This is a genomic window from Marvinbryantia formatexigens DSM 14469 (assembly GCF_025148285.1).
Taxonomy (GTDB): domain Bacteria; phylum Bacillota; class Clostridia; order Lachnospirales; family Lachnospiraceae; genus Marvinbryantia; species Marvinbryantia formatexigens.
Genome location: NZ_CP102268.1, coordinates 4,017,029 through 4,034,671, shown reverse-complemented (window position 1 = coordinate 4,034,671; position 17,643 = coordinate 4,017,029). Strand labels below are relative to the sequence as shown.

14 protein-coding genes and 1 tRNA gene are annotated in these 17,643 nt (G+C 53.2%); 2 read left to right on the top strand and 13 right to left on the bottom strand.

The genetic code is table 11. The features are described 5' to 3' along the window. The first annotated feature begins 94 nt into the window (after window positions 1–94). On the top strand, window positions 95–1,519 hold the full coding sequence (locus NQ534_RS18830) for a tRNA(Met) cytidine acetate ligase (protein ID WP_074679791.1): 1,425 nt from the start codon (window positions 95–97) through the stop codon (window positions 1,517–1,519). Window positions 1,520–1,886: 367 nt separating this feature from the next. Here the strand turns inward: NQ534_RS18830 and NQ534_RS18825 are convergent, their stop codons facing one another. The 13 genes from NQ534_RS18825 to NQ534_RS18765 all read right to left on the bottom strand — a co-directional run bounded on the left by NQ534_RS18825 (window position 1,887) and on the right by NQ534_RS18765 (window position 16,377). Further along, window positions 1,887–3,251, bottom strand: coding sequence for a PFL family protein (locus NQ534_RS18825; protein ID WP_040782595.1), 1,365 nt, complete (start codon window positions 3,249–3,251; stop codon window positions 1,887–1,889). Window positions 3,252–3,568: 317 nt separating this feature from the next. After that, window positions 3,569–3,841: an ACT domain-containing protein gene (locus NQ534_RS18820; protein ID WP_006861224.1), complete on the bottom strand. Its 273-nt coding sequence runs from the start codon at window positions 3,839–3,841 to the stop codon at window positions 3,569–3,571. A gap of 42 nt (window positions 3,842–3,883) precedes the next feature. Further along, entirely contained in the window at window positions 3,884–4,681 is a 798-nt protein-coding gene (locus tag NQ534_RS18815; protein ID WP_006861225.1) for an MBL fold metallo-hydrolase, read from the bottom strand. Then, window positions 4,668–5,279 (bottom strand): dephospho-CoA kinase, encoded by a 612-nt coding sequence (coaE, locus tag NQ534_RS18810; RefSeq protein WP_006861226.1) that lies wholly within the window; start codon window positions 5,277–5,279, stop codon window positions 4,668–4,670. Before coaE ends, NQ534_RS18815 begins: the two co-directional genes overlap by 14 nt. Next, window positions 5,266–7,908 carry a DNA polymerase I gene (gene polA / locus NQ534_RS18805; RefSeq protein ID WP_006861227.1) on the bottom strand — a complete coding sequence of 881 codons (2,643 nt, stop codon included), beginning with the start codon at window positions 7,906–7,908 and terminating at the stop codon, window positions 5,266–5,268. The genes coaE and polA overlap by 14 nt, the downstream gene beginning before the upstream one ends. Window positions 7,909–7,917: 9 nt before the next feature. Further along, complete coding sequence (locus tag NQ534_RS18800) at window positions 7,918–8,454, bottom strand: zf-HC2 domain-containing protein (protein ID WP_006861228.1); 537 nt, start codon at window positions 8,452–8,454, stop codon at window positions 7,918–7,920. Window positions 8,455–8,538: 84 nt separating this feature from the next. Then, the gene (locus NQ534_RS18795) at window positions 8,539–9,858 is read right to left on the bottom strand and encodes an MATE family efflux transporter (RefSeq protein ID WP_040782514.1); all 1,320 of its coding nucleotides are present in this window, start codon (window positions 9,856–9,858) and stop codon (window positions 8,539–8,541) included. A gap of 54 nt (window positions 9,859–9,912) precedes the next feature. Further along, a tRNA-Leu gene (locus NQ534_RS18790) sits at window positions 9,913–9,995 on the bottom strand. Window positions 9,996–10,070: 75 nt separating this feature from the next. After that, window positions 10,071–11,354 (bottom strand): O-acetylhomoserine aminocarboxypropyltransferase/cysteine synthase family protein, encoded by a 1,284-nt coding sequence (locus tag NQ534_RS18785; RefSeq protein ID WP_040782601.1) that lies wholly within the window; start codon window positions 11,352–11,354, stop codon window positions 10,071–10,073. A 129-nt stretch (window positions 11,355–11,483) separates the two neighbouring features. Further along, complete coding sequence (gene nagA, locus NQ534_RS18780) at window positions 11,484–12,620, bottom strand: N-acetylglucosamine-6-phosphate deacetylase (RefSeq protein ID WP_006861231.1); 1,137 nt, start codon at window positions 12,618–12,620, stop codon at window positions 11,484–11,486. 33 nt (window positions 12,621–12,653) lie between these two features. Continuing rightward, window positions 12,654–13,391, bottom strand: coding sequence for a glucosamine-6-phosphate deaminase (gene nagB, locus NQ534_RS18775; RefSeq protein ID WP_006861232.1), 738 nt, complete (start codon window positions 13,389–13,391; stop codon window positions 12,654–12,656). A 113-nt stretch (window positions 13,392–13,504) separates the two neighbouring features. Further along, entirely contained in the window at window positions 13,505–15,382 is a 1,878-nt protein-coding gene (locus tag NQ534_RS18770; RefSeq protein ID WP_006861233.1) for an LTA synthase family protein, read from the bottom strand. Between the two features lie 140 nt (window positions 15,383–15,522). Then, a complete protein-coding gene (locus NQ534_RS18765) occupies window positions 15,523–16,377 on the bottom strand; it encodes a DUF1751 domain-containing protein (RefSeq protein WP_006861234.1) in 855 nt (284 codons plus the stop codon). Between the two features lie 141 nt (window positions 16,378–16,518). On the opposite strand from NQ534_RS18765, the gene aroC reads away from it, so the two are divergent. Then, window positions 16,519–17,619 carry a chorismate synthase gene (gene aroC, locus NQ534_RS18760; protein ID WP_006861235.1) on the top strand — a complete coding sequence of 367 codons (1,101 nt, stop codon included), beginning with the start codon at window positions 16,519–16,521 and terminating at the stop codon, window positions 17,617–17,619. Window positions 17,620–17,643: the final 24 nt, after the last annotated feature.

Below are 17,643 nucleotides of genomic sequence, written 5' to 3'. Positions count from 1 at the left end.
TAGATGCTCCTTTACATTTAAAACCTGCTGATGTATAATGCGAAACAGAAAAATATATGCATCGCTGCTATCCAGCGGCAGAAAGGAGCCTGCAATGACAGTAACCGCTCTGATTGCGGAATATAATCCGTTTCACAATGGACATGCGTATCATATCCGGGAAGCCAGGCGTCTGACAGGTGCCGACTTCCTGCTTGTTTTAATGAGCGGGGATTTTGTACAGCGCGGAGAACCCGCGGTGATTGAGAAGTCTGCGCGGGCAGAAATGGCAGTCCGCTGCGGGGCGGACCTGGTACTGGAGCTGCCCGTCTGTTACGCATCCGGAAGCGCCGAATATTTCGCCGGCGGCGCTGTCGCGCTGCTGAACGCGCTTCACTGCGTGGATTATCTCTGCTTTGGAAGTGAATGCGGAAATCTTGCTATTCTTCAGGCGGCTGCCCGAATACTTTCCGCAGAACCGGATGCTTTCCGGCAAAAGCTGCAGAAGCTGCTGCGGCAGGGGCTTTCCTTTCCCGCTGCGCGGCAGGAGGCGCTCGCGTGGTACCTGGCACAGGAGCCTTCTATTCCTGTCAGTAATGTGATTCCGGATGACCCATCCGGCTGCCATTTTACTGACCGCCATGCAGCTTTAGGGGGCTCATCCGATTTGCTCCGTGAGCTTACGTCCATCCTGTCGCAACCCAACAATATCCTTGCCATCGAATATCTGAAGGCGCTGATAATGTCCGGCAGCTCCATAAAACCCGTGACCATCCAGCGCGTGGGCGGCGGCTATCATGATACAGCTGTCGGAGAACTCTGCTCCGCCACAGCGCTGCGCAGATTATTCTCGGAAATACAGCAAAAAGATGCGCCCGCTTCCTGCGCTGCATCTTCCGGAGATTTTCCACGGCAGCTTGCAGCTTCCGTCCCGGCGGAGGTCTGCAACATCTTATCCGATAGCTGGCAGCGCACCTTTCCGGTTTTCCCGGACGATTTCTCCGCCATGCTGCACTACCGTCTTCTGACAGCAGAAAGCTGGCAGTCATATGCCGCCTGCTTCGATGTTCCGGAGGCGGCTGCCCGCCGGATTTTCCAGATGCGCCATGCGTTTACCAGCTTTTCCTCTTTTGTGCAGCTGATCAAAACACGCAACTTCACAGAAGCCCTGGTGCGCCGCGCGCTCCTGCATATTCTGCTTGGACTGCCGCAGCCAGAGAGCACTGAACCTGAGCGCTTCCCTGTTTACTACGCACGTATCCTCGGACTTCGCCGCTCTTCCGGCGCACTATTCGAACAAATAAAAAAAAGCGGACAAATTCCGCTTCTCTCAAAACTCGCTGACGCCGATAAAGTAATCTCCCGGTTTTATCACGATTCCGGCACTTCCGCAGAGCGCGCCCGGCAGATGCTCGCTCTGGATATCCGCTCCTGTGAAATCTATGGAGCCGCCTGCACCGCAAAATTCGGCTGCCCGGCCATGAGCGAATATACGCGGCAGATTTTTATCATGAAAATCCCGGATGACAACCATGAATAAGCCGCGCCTGCATGTGCCATCTTCCGGATATCGAACGGGCAAACCGATATAAAAAGCCGGGCAACGCTCTGGCGTTCAAATACCGGCGGCAATTACAGAAGTGCTAAAAACACGTAACAATCAGCGTAAGCTTCCGCTGTCTGCAGAGAAATCTGACGGCATATATCCGGCAGCAGACAATAGGCAGCTTTTGCAGATTTTGCGAGCATAGCGACAGCCCTCGCAGCATGTCTGAGCCTGCGCAGCAGGCGAGTTAGCGGAGAGGGCTGTCCGATAAGCGGCGCAGCAAAATCAAAAAAGCAACGTGTCTGCTGCCGGATATATGCCGGACAGATTTCCCCTTAAACAGCAGAAGCGTTTCTATATTTTAATTTTTGAAGCTGTGAATCGGGGCCGGAATCCTTCCGCCGCGGTTTACAAACTTTTCACAGGAGAACCGGTTTACCGGCATAATCGGTGCATGTCCGAGAAGTCCGCCAAATTCCACTGTCTCTCCTACGCCCTTGCCGATTACCGGAATCAGACGGACCGCCGTCGTCTTCTGGTTCACCATACCGATTGCCATTTCATCCGCAATAATGCCGGAGAGCGTCGTCGCCGGCGTGTCTCCCGGAACCGCGATCATATCCAGCCCAACCGAGCAGACGCAGGTCATCGCCTCCAGCTTTTCCAGCGTCAGCGCACCGGCTGTCACTGCATCAATCATTCCCTGGTCCTCACTCACCGGAATAAATGCACCGCTCAATCCGCCCACATAGGAGGACGCCATCACGCCGCCCTTTTTCACCTGGTCATTCAGAAGCGCAAGCGCCGCCGTCGTTCCCGGAGCGCCCGCATATTCCAGACCGATTTCACAGAGAATATCCGCCACGCTGTCTCCAATCGCCGGGGTCGGCGCCAGTGACAAATCAATAATTCCAAAAGGAATATTCATTCTTCTGGAAGCCTCCTGCGCGACAAGCTGACCCACGCGCGTTACCTTAAACGCCGTCTTTTTAATCGTCTCGCAGAGCTCCTCAAAATTCTTTCCGCGCACCTTCTCCAGCGCGCGCTTAACTACGCCCGGTCCGCTGACGCCCACATTAATCACGGCATCCCCTTCTGTTACGCCGTGAAAAGCGCCCGCCATAAACGGGTTGTCGTCCGGGGCATTGCAGAATACCACCAGCTTTGCGCAGCCCAGAGAATCCTGCTCCTTTGTACGCTCCGCCGTTTCCAGAATCACATCACCCAGCAGACGCACCGCGTCCATATCAATACCGCATTTTGTAGAACCGACATTTACCGAGCTACACACGCGCTCTGTCTCTGCCAGCGCCTGCGGAATGGAACGGATAAGCAGCTCATCGCTTCCGGTCATGCCCTTGCTCACCAGCGCGGAATAGCCGCCGATAAAATTCACGCCGACCTCCTTTGCCGCTCTGTCCAGTGTTTTTGCAATCGTTACGTAGTCCTCCGGCGTTTTGCAGGCTCCCGCGCCTACAAGCGCCGCCGGTGTCACAGAAATCCTCTTATTGACAATCGGAATGCCGTATTCCCGCTCAATCTCATCCCCCGTCGCAACCAGGTTCCGGGCAAGCGAGGTGATTTTATCGTATATTTTCTGATTCAGCCTCTCCAGATTTGAATCCACGCAGTCCAGAAGACTGATGCCGAGCGTAATTGTCCGGACATCCAGATTCTCCTGCTGAATCATCTTATTCGTCTCATTAACTTCAAAAATATTAATCATACTGTTACTGTCCTTTCTCTGCGTTTCACTGCCATGTCCATCCCGAATCCGCTTCGCTTCTTCCAGGTGTGGCGTTCGCCGTATACATGTTTGCCCTTGCTCCTCACCACTCCGCCATGCCCATCCCGAATCCGCTTCGCTTCTTCCAGGTGCGGCGTTCGCCGTATACATGTTCGCCCTTGCTTCTCACCACTCCGCCATGCCCATCTCGAATCCGCTTCGCTTCTTCTCGATGCGGCGTTCGCCGTATACCCGCCTTTGCATCTGGCACTTTGCAGGCAAGCCTGCAGTGCCCGCTGCAAAACCGGGTGCATGGCTCAGATGCGATGCATCTTATTGAAGATGTCTTCGTGCTGGCAGTTGATAACGACCCCGATGACTTCTCCGAGCGCCTTCAGCTCTGCGGAGAGCTCCCCGAATTCTTTTGTGGAAGCGGAGGCATCGGTCACCATCATCATATTGAAGAAGCCATCCACGATGGTCTGGGATATATCAAGGATGTTTACGTTGTTTTCCGCAAGGAAGGTGCAGACCTTTGCGATAATTCCCACGGTATCCTTTCCTACTACTGTAATAATTGTCTTTTTCATGTTAAATGCTCCTTTCTGGCTACTAAAAATTTTCTGAATCTCTTATATATATGCCGGTTCCGACGGCATATTACGCTTCGCGACCTGTATTTTAAAGTCCTTTGCACGGTAGGGATTATCCCCCAGCGTCACCTCGGTGCAGACCGTCTCATAAGCAAGCGCTTCGTAGTTGTTTTCCTGGCTCAGATGTCCGAGGAAAACGTTCTTCAGATTGTCGTGCAGGATTCTGCACAGCAGGCGTCCGGCATTTTCATTGGAAAGATGACCGTGACTGCTTAAAATACGCTGCTTTAAATAATAGGGATAGGCTCCCGCCTGCAGCATACGCACATCATGGTTCGCCTCCAGCAGCACCGCGTCCAGTCCCTGCAAGTGTTCGACAATATAATCGTTATATACGCCAAGGTCTGTGACAACCGCCGCCGATTTCCCGCCGGAATTTACGCGGTACGCCACCGGCTCCGCCGCGTCATGCGAGGTGGAAAACGGCAGGATCTCCATATCACCGATCTGAAATACCTCGTCCGGACGGATTTCCCGGTAAAGACTTTCGTCAATTTTCCCAAGTGAGGAACAGCGCTTTACCGCCTCCAGCGTTCCCCTCGTCCCGTAAATCGGCATTCCGGCTTTGCGCGCCGCCACACCGATACCGCGGATATGGTCGGAATGCTCATGGGTAATCAGAATCCCATCGATGTCCGGCAGCGTCCGGTCTATGGTATGTAAGCCGTTTTCCGCCTGTCTGGCGCTGATTCCGATATCCACCAGCAGGCTGGTCTGCTCTGTCCCGACAAAAATGCAGTTTCCGCTGCTTCCGCTTGCTATGCTACACAAATTCATGCTCTTTCAGTCCTTTATCTATCTGTTTATAGGTATCCTCCAGAAGATTGCTGCTGTTATCGACCGTAAACTGGCAGGCCACGCGAAACTGCTCTTCTGACTTCTGATTTTTCAATATCTGTGCGGTCTTTTCCGCCGTATAGCCGCGCGAAGCTGCCAGCCGCTGCGCGCGCACCTCATCATTCACAAAAATAAACCAGATTTCATCGCAGATAAGGTCGTAACGCTCCTCCAGAAGAAGCGCCGCCTCCAGCACCAGAAACGGCGCCCTGCCCTGTGCGCGCCGTCCGGCTATCCAGTTCTTCACATACTCCTTTACACGCGGATGCACGATGCTGTTCAGCTTCGCTACCTGCCCCCCGTCAAATGCCTTCCGGTAAAGCTTCCCGCGGTCGATAGTGCCGTCCGCCGCCAGAATATCCCTGCCGAAAGCGTCAATGACCGGCGCATAGCATTCCCCATGCGGCTCCATCAGCACATGCGCCGCAGCATCAAGCTGCAGCACCTCCGCGTGATAGTGTTCCTCAAGATACTGCAGTATCGTGCTTTTTCCGGCGCCGACGCCGCCAGTGATGCCAAGAACCTTAATGTGCCTCATACCAGCTATTCCCCGTTTTCATATCTATTTCCATCGCAACAGACAGATGCACGGCGTTCACCATTTCCTGCGCCAGAAGCTCTTTTACCGCCTCCACCTCGGAGGGTTCCGCTTCTATTAAAAGCTCGTCATGTATCTGCAGAATCAGCCGCGATTGAAACTGCTCCGCCCGCAGCCGCTCATTTACGCGAATCATGGCAATCTTGATGATATCCGCCGCCGTTCCCTGAATCGGCGAATTCATTGCCACGCGCTCGCCAAAGGAGCGCTGCATAAAGTTGCCCGATTTCAGCTCCGGAACCGGGCGGCGGCGGTGAAACAGTGTCTCCGCATAGCCCTTCTCCTTCGCTTCTTTTACGGCATTATCCAGAAAATCCTTTACCTTCGGATACGTCTGGAAATATTTATCAATATATTCGCCTGCTTCCTTTACGCTGATGTGCAGATCCTCGCTCAGACCGAAAGCGCTGATACCGTATACGATTCCAAAATTCACCGCCTTGGCGTTTCTGCGCTGCAGCGGCGTCACCTCATCGAACGGAATATGAAATACCTGCGACGCTGTCAGCCGGTGGATGTCCGCATTGTCCCGGAATGCCGCAATCAGCGTCTCATCGCCCGACATCGCGGCAAGTACGCGCAGCTCAATCTGTGAATAATCCGCGTCAATCAGCACATATCCTTCTTTTGCAATAAATACCTTGCGCAGCAGCCTTCCAAGCTCTGTGCGCACCGGGATATTCTGCAGATTCGGATCGGTGCTGCTGATGCGCCCGGTCGCCGTGATTGTCTGGTTGAAGGTGCCGTGGATTCTGCCATCCGCAGCGATAAAGCCCGCCAGACCGTCCGCATAGGTGGATTTTAATTTTGCAAGCTGCCGGTATTCGAGGATTTTTGCCACGATCGCATAATCTGGCGCCAGCTTTTCCAGCACATCCGCCGCTGTGGAAAATCCGCTCTTCGTCTTTTTTGCCCCCGGAAGCTTCAGCTTTTCAAATAAAATAACACCAAGCTGCTTCGGGGAATTGATATTAAATTCCTCCCCGGCATCGCGGTAGATTTCCTGCTCCAGCTCCACGATCCGCACATAAAGCTCCTCGCCGTATGCTTTCAGCTCCTGCGCGTTGACGCGGATTCCGACCTCCTGCATATCGTAGAGCGTATATACAAGCGGCATTTCCATATCCCGGAAAAGCTCCAGCATCTGATTCTCTCTGAGCTTCTGAAGAATCACCGGCATTGCCGCTTTCGCCGTATAAGCCAGATAGCAGGCGTACTGCGCCAGCTCCTCAGGCTGCTCCTCCATCACCTTTGCAAGGGGTGCCTTGCCAAACAGCTCCGCCCTGCCCTTTATCATCAGGGAAGCATAATCCTTTGCGATATCCTCGCACGGATACTGCCCCTTCAGGGGATTGAGCAGATATGCCCCGATAGCGGCATCCGCAATCTTCGCCCGGTCAGAAATGCCTGCCCGCAAAAAAGCAAGCTGCTCCTTTAAATCTATCGTATATGCCATCCGCCCCTCCTGCAGGAGCTGCAGGCATTTTTCCGTCAGATACCCTTCCGTCAGAAAGCCTTCCTTTTTAATAAAATATACATGCTCTTCATCCGGCGCAAGCGCAAGCCCGAACAGCTCTCCCTGCTCCGTCAGCAGGGAAAATCCGATCTCGCCGCTCTTCTGCGCGCGCACAAACACCTCTTCCGCTTCCGATAAATCCGTCACCACGGCAAAGCTGTCGCTGACAGAATCCGACGGGGCGTCACAGGAAAAACGCGGCAGGATATTGCGGAATTCCAGCTTTTTGCAGAGTTCAAAAGCTTCCTGCGTAAACAGATTTCCCATTTTCGCCTGCTCCATATCCAGGGTAAACGGACTTTCCGTGTTGATTTTTGCCAGCTTTTTGCTGAGCTGCGCCAGATCATAGTGCTCCCGGAGGGATTCCTTCGCCTTGTTCGGCTTTATCTCCTCCACATGCGCATAGGCGTTCTCTATGGAGCCGTACTCGGAAATAATCTTCCCCGCCGTCTTCTCCCCGACGCCGGGAATCCCCGGAATATTGTCGGAGGCATCGCCCATCAGCGCCTTTAAATCGACAATCTGCGGCGGCGTAACCATATATTTCTCCACAACCTCCGCCGTGTTGTAATCTTCTATTTCTGTCTTTCCTTTTTTTGTTTTCGGTATCCGGATTTTAGTCCGGTCGGTGGCGAGCTGCAGCAGATCGCGGTCTCCGGAGATAATGGAAACTGTCAGTCCGTCCGCCTCCGCCTTTTTCGCCGCCGTTCCAAGCAGATCGTCCGCCTCGTAGCCCTCCAGCATCATCAGCGGAACACCCATCGCCGTCAGCATTTCCTTCATCACCGGGACCTGCTCCCGCAGCTCCTCCTGCATCGGCTTGCGCGTCCCCTTATAAGCGTCGTACATCTTATGACGGAAGGTCGGCGCATGGAGGTCGAAGGCGACCGCAAAATAATCCGGCTGCTCCTCGTCCAGAATCTTAAACATAATATTCAAAAATCCGTAAACCGCATTCGTGTGCAGCCCCTGCGAATTTGTCAGATCCGGCACCCCGAAATACGCGCGGTTTAAAATACTGTGTCCGTCAATCAAAACTAATTTTCCCTGCATAATACTCCTTTACTCTGCCACTGTCTCTGACAGCGGAATTGCCGCCTCCGTCTCCGGTGTCGTCACGATCGGCTGCCGTTTGCGGTTCGTCTCGCGCTCTGTCGCTTCTGTTATCTGCGGCTCGCTCTCCTGCGTCTCCGACTGTATCCAGGTGACCGGCTCAGTCTCCACGCTGAACAGATTGTAGAGCGTCGTATATTCAAAGGAACCGGTGAGCAGCGTCTGCGCTCCCGTAATCAGAAAAATGCCTGCCACGATGCCAAGCAGCGTCATAAAAAACCGCCGGTAAAAGCGCACGATGTTATGCTTTTTTACGCGGTCCTCCGCCTGCTTCAGGTCTTTTTCCAGCAGCTCCTTTATATTGTAAACCTCATTCTCTTCGTTATCAAGCTGTGCCAGCGCATAATAAATCGTAAAATAGACCTCCAGCTCTTCGCTGCAAGCCTCGCACCCGCGGACATGCTCAATAAATTCCTCCATCTCGCGGTCGTTTAATTTCCGCTCTATATAGGGCATGATTTTCTGCTGCGCTGTTTTACAATCCATATCTGCTCCTGTCTGATATAGCCGTCATTTATTTATCACGGTATCAGCATACCACAAACTTCCCATGATGGAAAGGGTGACATTTTAAATCTTGTGTGTCTGCCACTTGTTTCCGAGGAACCGCGCGGTAAACATGATAACGCGGAACACCCAGTCAATCACCATCGCAATCCATACGCCAATCGCTCCCATTCCCATCTGATAGCCGAGAATATAGCTGAACAATACGCGGAAGGCGCACATGGAAAAGATGGATACCGCCATCGTATATTTTACATCGTTTGCCGCCCGCAGCGCGTTCGGAAGCACGAAAGAAAGCGGCCAGAGAACAAGCGCACAGAGGTTATGGATGTAAATCAGCGTCCTTGCCAGCGCCCGCGCTTCGTCCGATACATTGTAGATACTGAGTATCCACGGCTGTAGAAGCAGCAGGCAGACAATCATCGCCGCCATAATCGCATAGGTAATTTTCAGAAGCTTAATGGTATATTTTTTCGCCTGCTGAAAATCCCCGGCCCCGACGCACTGGCCGACCACCGTAATCATAGCGAGGCCGACCGCCTGTCCGGGCAGGATTCCCATCGAATCCAGATTGTTCGCAATCGCATTTGCGGTAATCTGGACTGTTCCAAAATATGTAATAATACTGACTACCAGCACACGTCCAAGCTGGAACAGGCTGTTTTCCAGGCTGCTCGGTATTCCGATATAAAGAATCTTCCTGATGAGCGTCCAGTCCGCCTTCCAGCCTCCCGGCAGCAGATGCAGCTCTTTCTTCTGATTCGTAAGAAGCACGGTAATAATCACGCAGGCGAGCATACGCGAAATCAGCGATGCTGTTGCCGCTCCGGCGGCGCCCATGCCGCATCCGAAAATCAAAATGGCGTTTCCGATGATATTCACCGCGTTCATGAGCATGGAAATCAGCATAGTGATCCTGGAATTGCCCATCGAACGGAAAATGGCTGCCCCACTGTTGTAAATTGCCAGAAACGGATAAGAAAGAGCTGAAAGAATAAGGTAAATCAGCGCATTTTCCATAACGTCCGCCTCTATGCTGCCGAACAGCAGATGCAGCAGGCTGCTGCGGAAAATCAGCGTCAGCGCCATGATCACCAGCGATACCACGCCGCTGACAAGATAAAGCTGATTGACAGAACGGCAGGCAAGATCCTGGCGCTTCTTCCCGATAAACTGCGACGTCACCACCGCTCCGCCGGTGGCAAGCGCTGCAAAAATATTAATCAGAAGGACATTGATCATGTCCACCAAAGACACGCCGGAGACCGCCGCATCCCCCACCTGCGATACCATCATGGTGTCCGCCATGCCTACGGTGATAGCAAGAAGCTGCTCCATCACAAGCGGAAAAATCAGTTTTCTTAACTGTGCATTTGTAAACATCATTTCTCCTTATATAAAAAAACGGTACAACCATTGGCTGCACCATTTTTCTTCTGCCGGCAATGGGACTTGAACCCATACGTGGTTGCCCACAACAGATTTTGAGTCTGCCTCGTCTGCCATTCCGACACGCCGGCAAATATTTTCCAGTCTCATCGACCGAAAAATATTTTAACATACCTGCCTGTGTTTTGCAAGCATAATTTACAAATTTACGCCTGCTCCAGCGCCTGCGCAAGATCCTCCAGCAGGTCATCCACATTTTCGATGCCAACGGAGAGGCGAATCAGTCCCGGTGATACGCCCGCTTCCTTCAGCTGCTGATCGTTCATCTGGCGGTGCGTATGGCTTGCCGGATGAAGTACCCCGGTGCGGGCATCCGCCACATGGGTAACGATTGCCGCCAGCTTCAGGCTGTCCATAAAGCGCACCGCCGCCTCCCGCCCGCCGGTCAGCTCGAAGGAAATCACGCCGCAGGTCCCCTTCGGCATATACTTCTGCGCCAGCGCATAGTATTTGTCCGTCGGCAGCCCGGCGTAATTTACATGGCTCACTTTTTCATGACTGTTCAGATACTCCGCGATTCTGCCCGCATTGTAGCAGTGGCGCTCCATGCGCAGCGCCAGCGTCTCCAGCCCTACATTCAGCAGAAAGCAGTTCATCGGCGACGGCACCGCGCCAAGGTCGCGCATGAGCTGCACGGTTGCCTTTGTAATATAGGCTGCTTTTCCAAATTTCTTCGTGTAAACGATACCGTGATAAGATTCGTCCGGCTCTGTCAGCCCGTGGAATTTACTGCCGCAGGCGTCCCAGTCGAAATTGCCGCTGTCCACAATGGCGCCGCCAATCTGCATGGCGTGACCATCCATATATTTTGTGGTGGAATGCACGACGATGTCCGCGCCCCACTCAAACGGACGGCAGTTAATCGGCGTGGCAAAGGTATTGTCGACAATCAGCGGCACCTGGTGCGCGTGTGCGATACGCGCAAATTTCTCAATATCGAGCACCACCAGCGCCGGATTGGCGATTGTCTCTGCAAACATCACCTTCGTATTCGGACGGAATGCCGCCGCAATCGTCTCCTCGTCGGCATCCGCATCCACGAAGGTGCATTCGATGCCAAGCTTCTTTAAAGTAACGCCAAACAGATTGTACGTGCCGCCATAAATGGATGCAGCTGACACGATATGGTCGCCCGCCTCGCAGATATTCAGCACAGCATAGAAATTCGCCGCCTGTCCGGAGCTGGTAAGCACCGCCGCAACACCGCCCTCCAAGTCGGCAATCTTTGCCGCCACCATATCGCTGGTCGGATTCTGCACGCGGGAATAAAAATAGCCATCCTCCTCCAGGTCAAACAGCCGTCCCATTTCCTCCGTCGATTCATATTTAAAGGTCGTGCTCTGGATAATCGGCATAATCCGCGGCTCCCCGTTTTTCGGGGTCCAGCCCGACTGAATACATTTCGTTTCCTGTCTGTATTGCTTTTCCATGTTGTTCCTCTTTTCTATCCTGATATATGGCTGCATTTACGGTTCCTGCAGACTGCGGATGGCTCCGCAATGCAGCCTTTGTCCCTCTGCCGCGAGGGTCAGATATTCCATTGCTTACCGTGGGGTATTTTACTTATGGACTGCAGCTCCTCTGCAGATTACCTGCACCAGATTCAGCTCCTTATCAAGCAGCACAAGGTCCGCCGATTTTCCCGCACTGATGCTGCCGCATTCCCCGTAAAAGCCAAGCGATTGCGCCGGTGTGGCGGTGCACGCGCGCACCGCATCCGCCAGCGGGATGCCCATATCCTTCACAGCCACACGCAGACAATCCAGAAGATTGGACGCCGAACCGGCAATAGTGCCGTCCTTCAGAGTCGCCAGTCTGCCGACCACCTTTACCGGCTGCCCGCCAAGCGCGTAATCTCCATTTTCCATGCCGGTCGCCATCATACTGTCGCTGATCATGCAGATGCGTTCTGCGCCGAACATGGCAAACGCTGCCCGCACCATCGAAGGATGTACATGGATGCCGTCGCAGATCAGCTCAACAGACACATTTTTCGCGTCAAAGGCTGCGCCGATCACGCCGGGCGCCCGGTGTGAAAAGGGCGGCATTGCATTAAACAGGTGTGTCACATGGCAGGCTCCCGCCGCAAAGGCTGCCGCCGCCGTATCATAATCCGCCGTGGTGTGCGCTACGGAAGCACACGTCTGCTCCTTCACTTCTTTAATAAAAGCAAAATCCTTATCCTCCTCCGGCGCTACTGCCACCTGGCGTATCATACCACCGGAAAGCTTCTGCATCTTCTCAAAGAACCGCATATCCGGGCGATGAATATAGCTGGCGTTCTGCGCGCCCTTCTTTGCCATCGAAACAAACGGTCCCTCCATCGTGATACCGCGTATCTGGCTTCCGCGGTTATTCTCATATTTTCCGGCATTCTCAAAGACCTGCGCAAGCTTCCCTTCCGAAAGCGTCATCGTTGCCGGGGATACCGAGGTGACGCCGTGCTCCATTTCATACTGCATGATAGCGTCGAATGCCTCTACCGTCCCGTCGCAGAAATCATAACCGGCGCATCCGTGAAAATGAATATCCACCAGACCAGGTATCACATACAGCCCTTCTGCATCGATTATCTGCTCTTTTTCGTCTGCCGGAAGCTGCGGCGCAATCTCTCCGAAGCTTTCTCCGGTTATCTGGATATCCGCTTTTTTAAAAGAGAAATCCTCTCCATATACCAGTCCGTTTTTTATTATCATATTATTTTTCCTCCCGTCCGGTCGCCTCCGCCCTTAAATGCGGTCTGCAATTTTCGCAAATGCCGCCTCGTCGCCTACAACCGTCACATCCGCGTGAAGCTGGAGAATGGAAGCCGGCACATGCGGCGTAATCGGTCCGAAAAATGCCTTTTCCACGATATCCGCCTTATCCGCGCCGCTGACAACCACCAGAATCTTCTTCGCCGCCATGATGGTCTGGATACCCATCGTGTACGCCTGCGTCGGCACTTCCTCGCGGGAAGCGAAAAATCTGGAGTTGGCGTCGATGGTGGACTGTGCAAGGTCTACACAGTGAGTACCCTTCGCAAATTCCTCATCCGGCTCATTAAAGCCGATGTGTCCGTTGTGCCCCATACCGAGAAGCTGAAGATCCACGCCGCCGGTGCTCCGGATCGTCTCGTCATACTGGCTGCACGCCTCGCCGGCATCCGCAATCATGCCGTCCGGCACATGCGTTTTTGCCGGGTCTGTATTAATATGGGAGAATAAATGGTCATTCATGAAATAATAGTAGCTCTGCGGGTTGTCATGCGGAAGACCGCGGTATTCATCCAGATTGACACTGGTAACGCCCGAGAAATCAAGGTCCCCCTTCTCATACCACTCTATCAGGCACTGATAGAGCCCCACCGGCGAGGAGCCGGTCGCCAGCCCCAGCACGCAGTCCGGTCTTAAAATCACCTGTGCACTGATGATATTTGCCGCCTTTCTGCTCATGTCGTTGTAGTCCTTTGCTTTCACAAATCTCATAATCCTTTCCTCCTTAAATATTTAATATTTATTAATGCCGGGATAAAGCCCGGCTATGATACCGGCAGACTTTCCGCGCTGTGCGCCTTCAAAGTCCTGCACCGGCATCATTTTTAATCGAAAAATCCACTGACAAGGTTTGTACTGTCCGCCAGATGATTGTACATCAGCATATGATAATCCTCCAGCAGTGAAGATACCAGCTCCTCACCGTCATCATAGCGGTACCGCACGCCATCCTCCGTCATAATCATGTTCGCCGTGATTACCGGCACCGTTACTTGAAGCTCCTGCAGATATTTCTGGTAGCCGGTCAGAGGAAGGCCCGCCTTCTCCAGCAGCATTCCGCCCAGGTAATTCAGACTGGTGTCCTCCCCTTCTGTTTCCCCGTCCAGATCAAAGTTCGCCCACATAATATAGGGCACAATATAATTATTAAAGTAAACCTCGTCCGAGCCCTCACGTTCCAGACCCAGCAGCCGCAGAATCGTGTTTGTGACATAATCCGAGGGCTGATGGTCGCCGAACATGAGAATGATGGTATCCTCCTCCTGCCCCGCGAAGTAATTCACCAGCATCTCAAACGCACGGTCGCTCTCCAGCATCAGCGTAAGGTATTTCTCCGCCGCGCGCACACTGGTGGTCTTATTTTCCAGATCTGTCAGATGAACGGATTCCTCAAAGCCCTCCACGTCCTTGCTGTAGCCGCCGTGATTCTGCATGGTGACTTCAAAAACAAACATAGGCTCGTCCGCCTGCTTTTCTTCATACAGCTCAATGATTTTCGTAAACGCCGAATTATCGCTGACATAATTGCGAATCAGCAGCGGATTGGAGAAATCATTCTTAAACAGCATATTATCAAATCCAAGTCTGGGGTAAACATCATCCCGGTCCCATCCGGAGGCATTGTATGGATGAATCGCCGTTGTCCGGTAGCCCAGCGACCCCAGATAGCTGGCAAGCGACGGCATATCCTTTTTGATATACTGCTGGTATGGCACGCTGCCCGCCGGCAGAAACGCCATCGAATCCCCGGTCAGAAATTCATATTCCGAATTTGCCGTGTTGCCGCCCTTTACCGAAACATAGCAGTTTCCCTTAATGACATTCTCCTCCAGTGAATGAATGAACGGCATATAGTCGTAATCCGTCTCAAAATCACCAAACACCGACAAATCGGAAAACGCCTCATTCATGATAACAATTACATTCGGCATATCCGCCGTCTCCTGCGCCGCCAAAGTCCCTGTCTGCGCAGCCGATGCTTCATCCTCCGGCTCTGTCTGCGCACCGGATGCGTCCTGTCCATCCTCTTTATAGGGCGCGGCAATCTCCTCCGCCCTCTGCGCCGTGTATCCCTCCGGCTTCTGCACCTTCATATATTTCAGATTTCCGAGAAAGCCGACCGTCAGCCCGTTGTTGCGGTAAAGAACATTGGGCGTAAAAAGCGTGGTATCCAGCCCGAATACGGAAACAGCCGTATCCGTCCCGATAGCCTGCACCCATACTGCGATAGAAAGCACCAGCGCCGCAGCGCCCGCAATCCGCACCACCGGCTTTCTCAGGCGGACACTGGTACGGCTCCCCAGAAAAGCAATCAGCAGAAAGCCCAGCACCACCAGCACCAGCCGTGCGGAAATGGTATAGGAATAATTGCCGGCAACCGAAACCGCCGTTCCCAGCGAATACAAATCCCAGGGAACGATCGGCGAGGAGCGGAAGTCCACGACAAAATAATTAATCAGTCCGAACAGCATCGGAAACAGCGGCGCAACCGCATAGCCCACCGCCGTGCTTCCAAAAACAAAGCTGCAGACTGCAAACAGCAGATAGTAAAACAACAGATTCAAAAGAAAAATCGGTACTGTCAGATCCCACGGCACATGCGTGTAAAATTCCAGGCAGCAGAGCGTCAGGGGGGGCATCAGCGCCAGCACCAGCGCATTTGCCCACCCTGCCTTTATTTTAAAATTAAATACCTTCTTCATTTCGTGCCTCACAACATTTTTTGCAAACAGCGGATATCCTGCGCAGCAGGGTGCCGTGTGCCAGCGGCACACGTCTGACACAGACCGGAGCGAAACGCGGACCTGTGGTCTGATGGCTGAGCAGTTTCCATTTTTATACGCTAGGAGCGGCGGATATGCTCGTGCGTAAACAGATGGTCCTGACAATACTCATAATTTCCGTCGCACTTCGAACAGAACCGGAATTCCAGATTATCGCCGTCCAGCTCCGTCCTTCCGCATACTGCACATTTATGGCGCGTAACCTGCCCGTTTTTCACCCGCGTCGGCGCCGTCGCCTTCTTAAAATCATGCCTGCGCTTCTGCTCCTTCGGCGAATACCGCTTCAGGTTGCGCGTACTGAGGAAGAACACGATAAAGTTCAGCAGAGACGCGATAATGACCACCTTGCCCGACCAGCCGCTGTTGATAAAATTGATAACAATAAATATTCCGTAAACGATTCCCAGCCATTTCATCTTTATCGGGATAAAGAAATACAGCAGCACCTCCGCATCCGGATAGGTGGCGGTAAACGCAAGCAGAATAGACATACTGATATAGTATGTGCTGAAAGCGCTTCCGACGCTTGGTATCACACTGGAGGGGTACTGCATACGCAGAATACCGTAAAGAATAAACGCACCGATTACCGTAAAGAGGACGCCCGAAAAAATATACAGGTTATAGCGGAAGGCTCCCCAGGTCTTCTCCAGCGTATTTCCGACCGAGTAGTAAAAATACAGCATGATAATCGTAAAAATATCCAGACTGTCCGGTGGAATCAGAATCCACGACACCAGTCTCCAGACCTGCCCTCGCAGGATATATGCCGGTTCCAGCGTCAGCCACCCAAGGATATTGGGACTGAGCAGCTCCATCAGATACCCCGCCGCATAGAGGGCAATAATATAGGCAGACAGGTTACGAATCGCATATCTGCCATATTTCCGTTCCATTTTTATAATCCACTTCATACTTCCACACCTTTTCCATGTTGTCTTTTATTTCATCTAGTATAGAATTATCCGCAAAATTTGTCAATCAGCCCAAACGACTTTACAATCTTTTCATAATTCGCTATACTATTAATAAACTTTTTTCAGGAGGCAGATATCATGGCAGGTTCTACATACGGCAGGTTATTTCAGATCAGCACCTGGGGCGAATCGCACGGCAGGGCGCTTGGCGTCGTCGTGGACGGTTGTCCCGCCGGTCTGGCACTTTGCGAAGACGACATACAGAAATTTCTGGACCGCAGAAAACCGGGACAGAACGCGTTTTCCACTCCGCGCAGAGAGGAGGATTCCGTAGAGATCCTTTCAGGCGTCTTTGAGGGAAAAACGACCGGCTGTCCGATTTCCATGCTTGTCTACAACCAGACGCAGCGCTCCGCGGACTATCGCGAAATCGCAAATTACTACCGTCCCGGTCACGCGGACTACACCTTCGATAAGAAATACGGCTTCCGCGATTACCGCGGCGGCGGCCGCTCCTCAGGACGGGAAACTATCGGCAGGGTCGCCGCCGGCGCCGTTGCCTGCAAGATCCTTGCATCCCTCGGTATTTCCTTTACCTCTTATGTGCGCTCCATCGGTCCGGTGGAGATAGATCCCGCGCGCTTCTGCGAAGCGGAAATCAGCCGCAATCCGCTGAATATGCCGGATGCCGCGGCTGCAGAGCAGGCGGCTGAATATCTTTCAAAGTGCAAAGCAAACGGCGATTCCGCCGGCGGCGTTGTCGAATGCATCGTGCGCCATCTTCCCGCCGGGCTTGGCGACCCTGTTTTCGAAAAGTTAAGCGCCAATCTCGCCAAGGCAATCTGCTCCATCGGCGCAGTCAAATCCTTTGAAATCGGCGACGGATTTTCTGCGTCCAGGGCGCGCGGCAGTGAAAATAACGACGGCTTCGTCTGCCGGGAGCCAGGCTCCATCCAAAAGCTTACCAATCACAGCGGCGGCACACTCGGCGGCATCAGTGACGGCAGCGAGCTTCTGCTGCGCGCCGGCTTTAAACCCACACCGTCCATTTCCGTCCCGCAGCAGACAGTCTCCCGCAGCGGCGAGCCGCTCACGGTCCGCGTAAAGGGACGCCACGACCCGCTGATCGCCGCGCGCGCGGTCGTCGTCGTGGAGTCTATGGCCGCCATCACGATCGTGGATGCCCTCTTCGCCAACATGTACGCCAGAATGGACGCCATTACAGATTTTTACAAATAATATGCTTTGCAGAGCAGGATACCG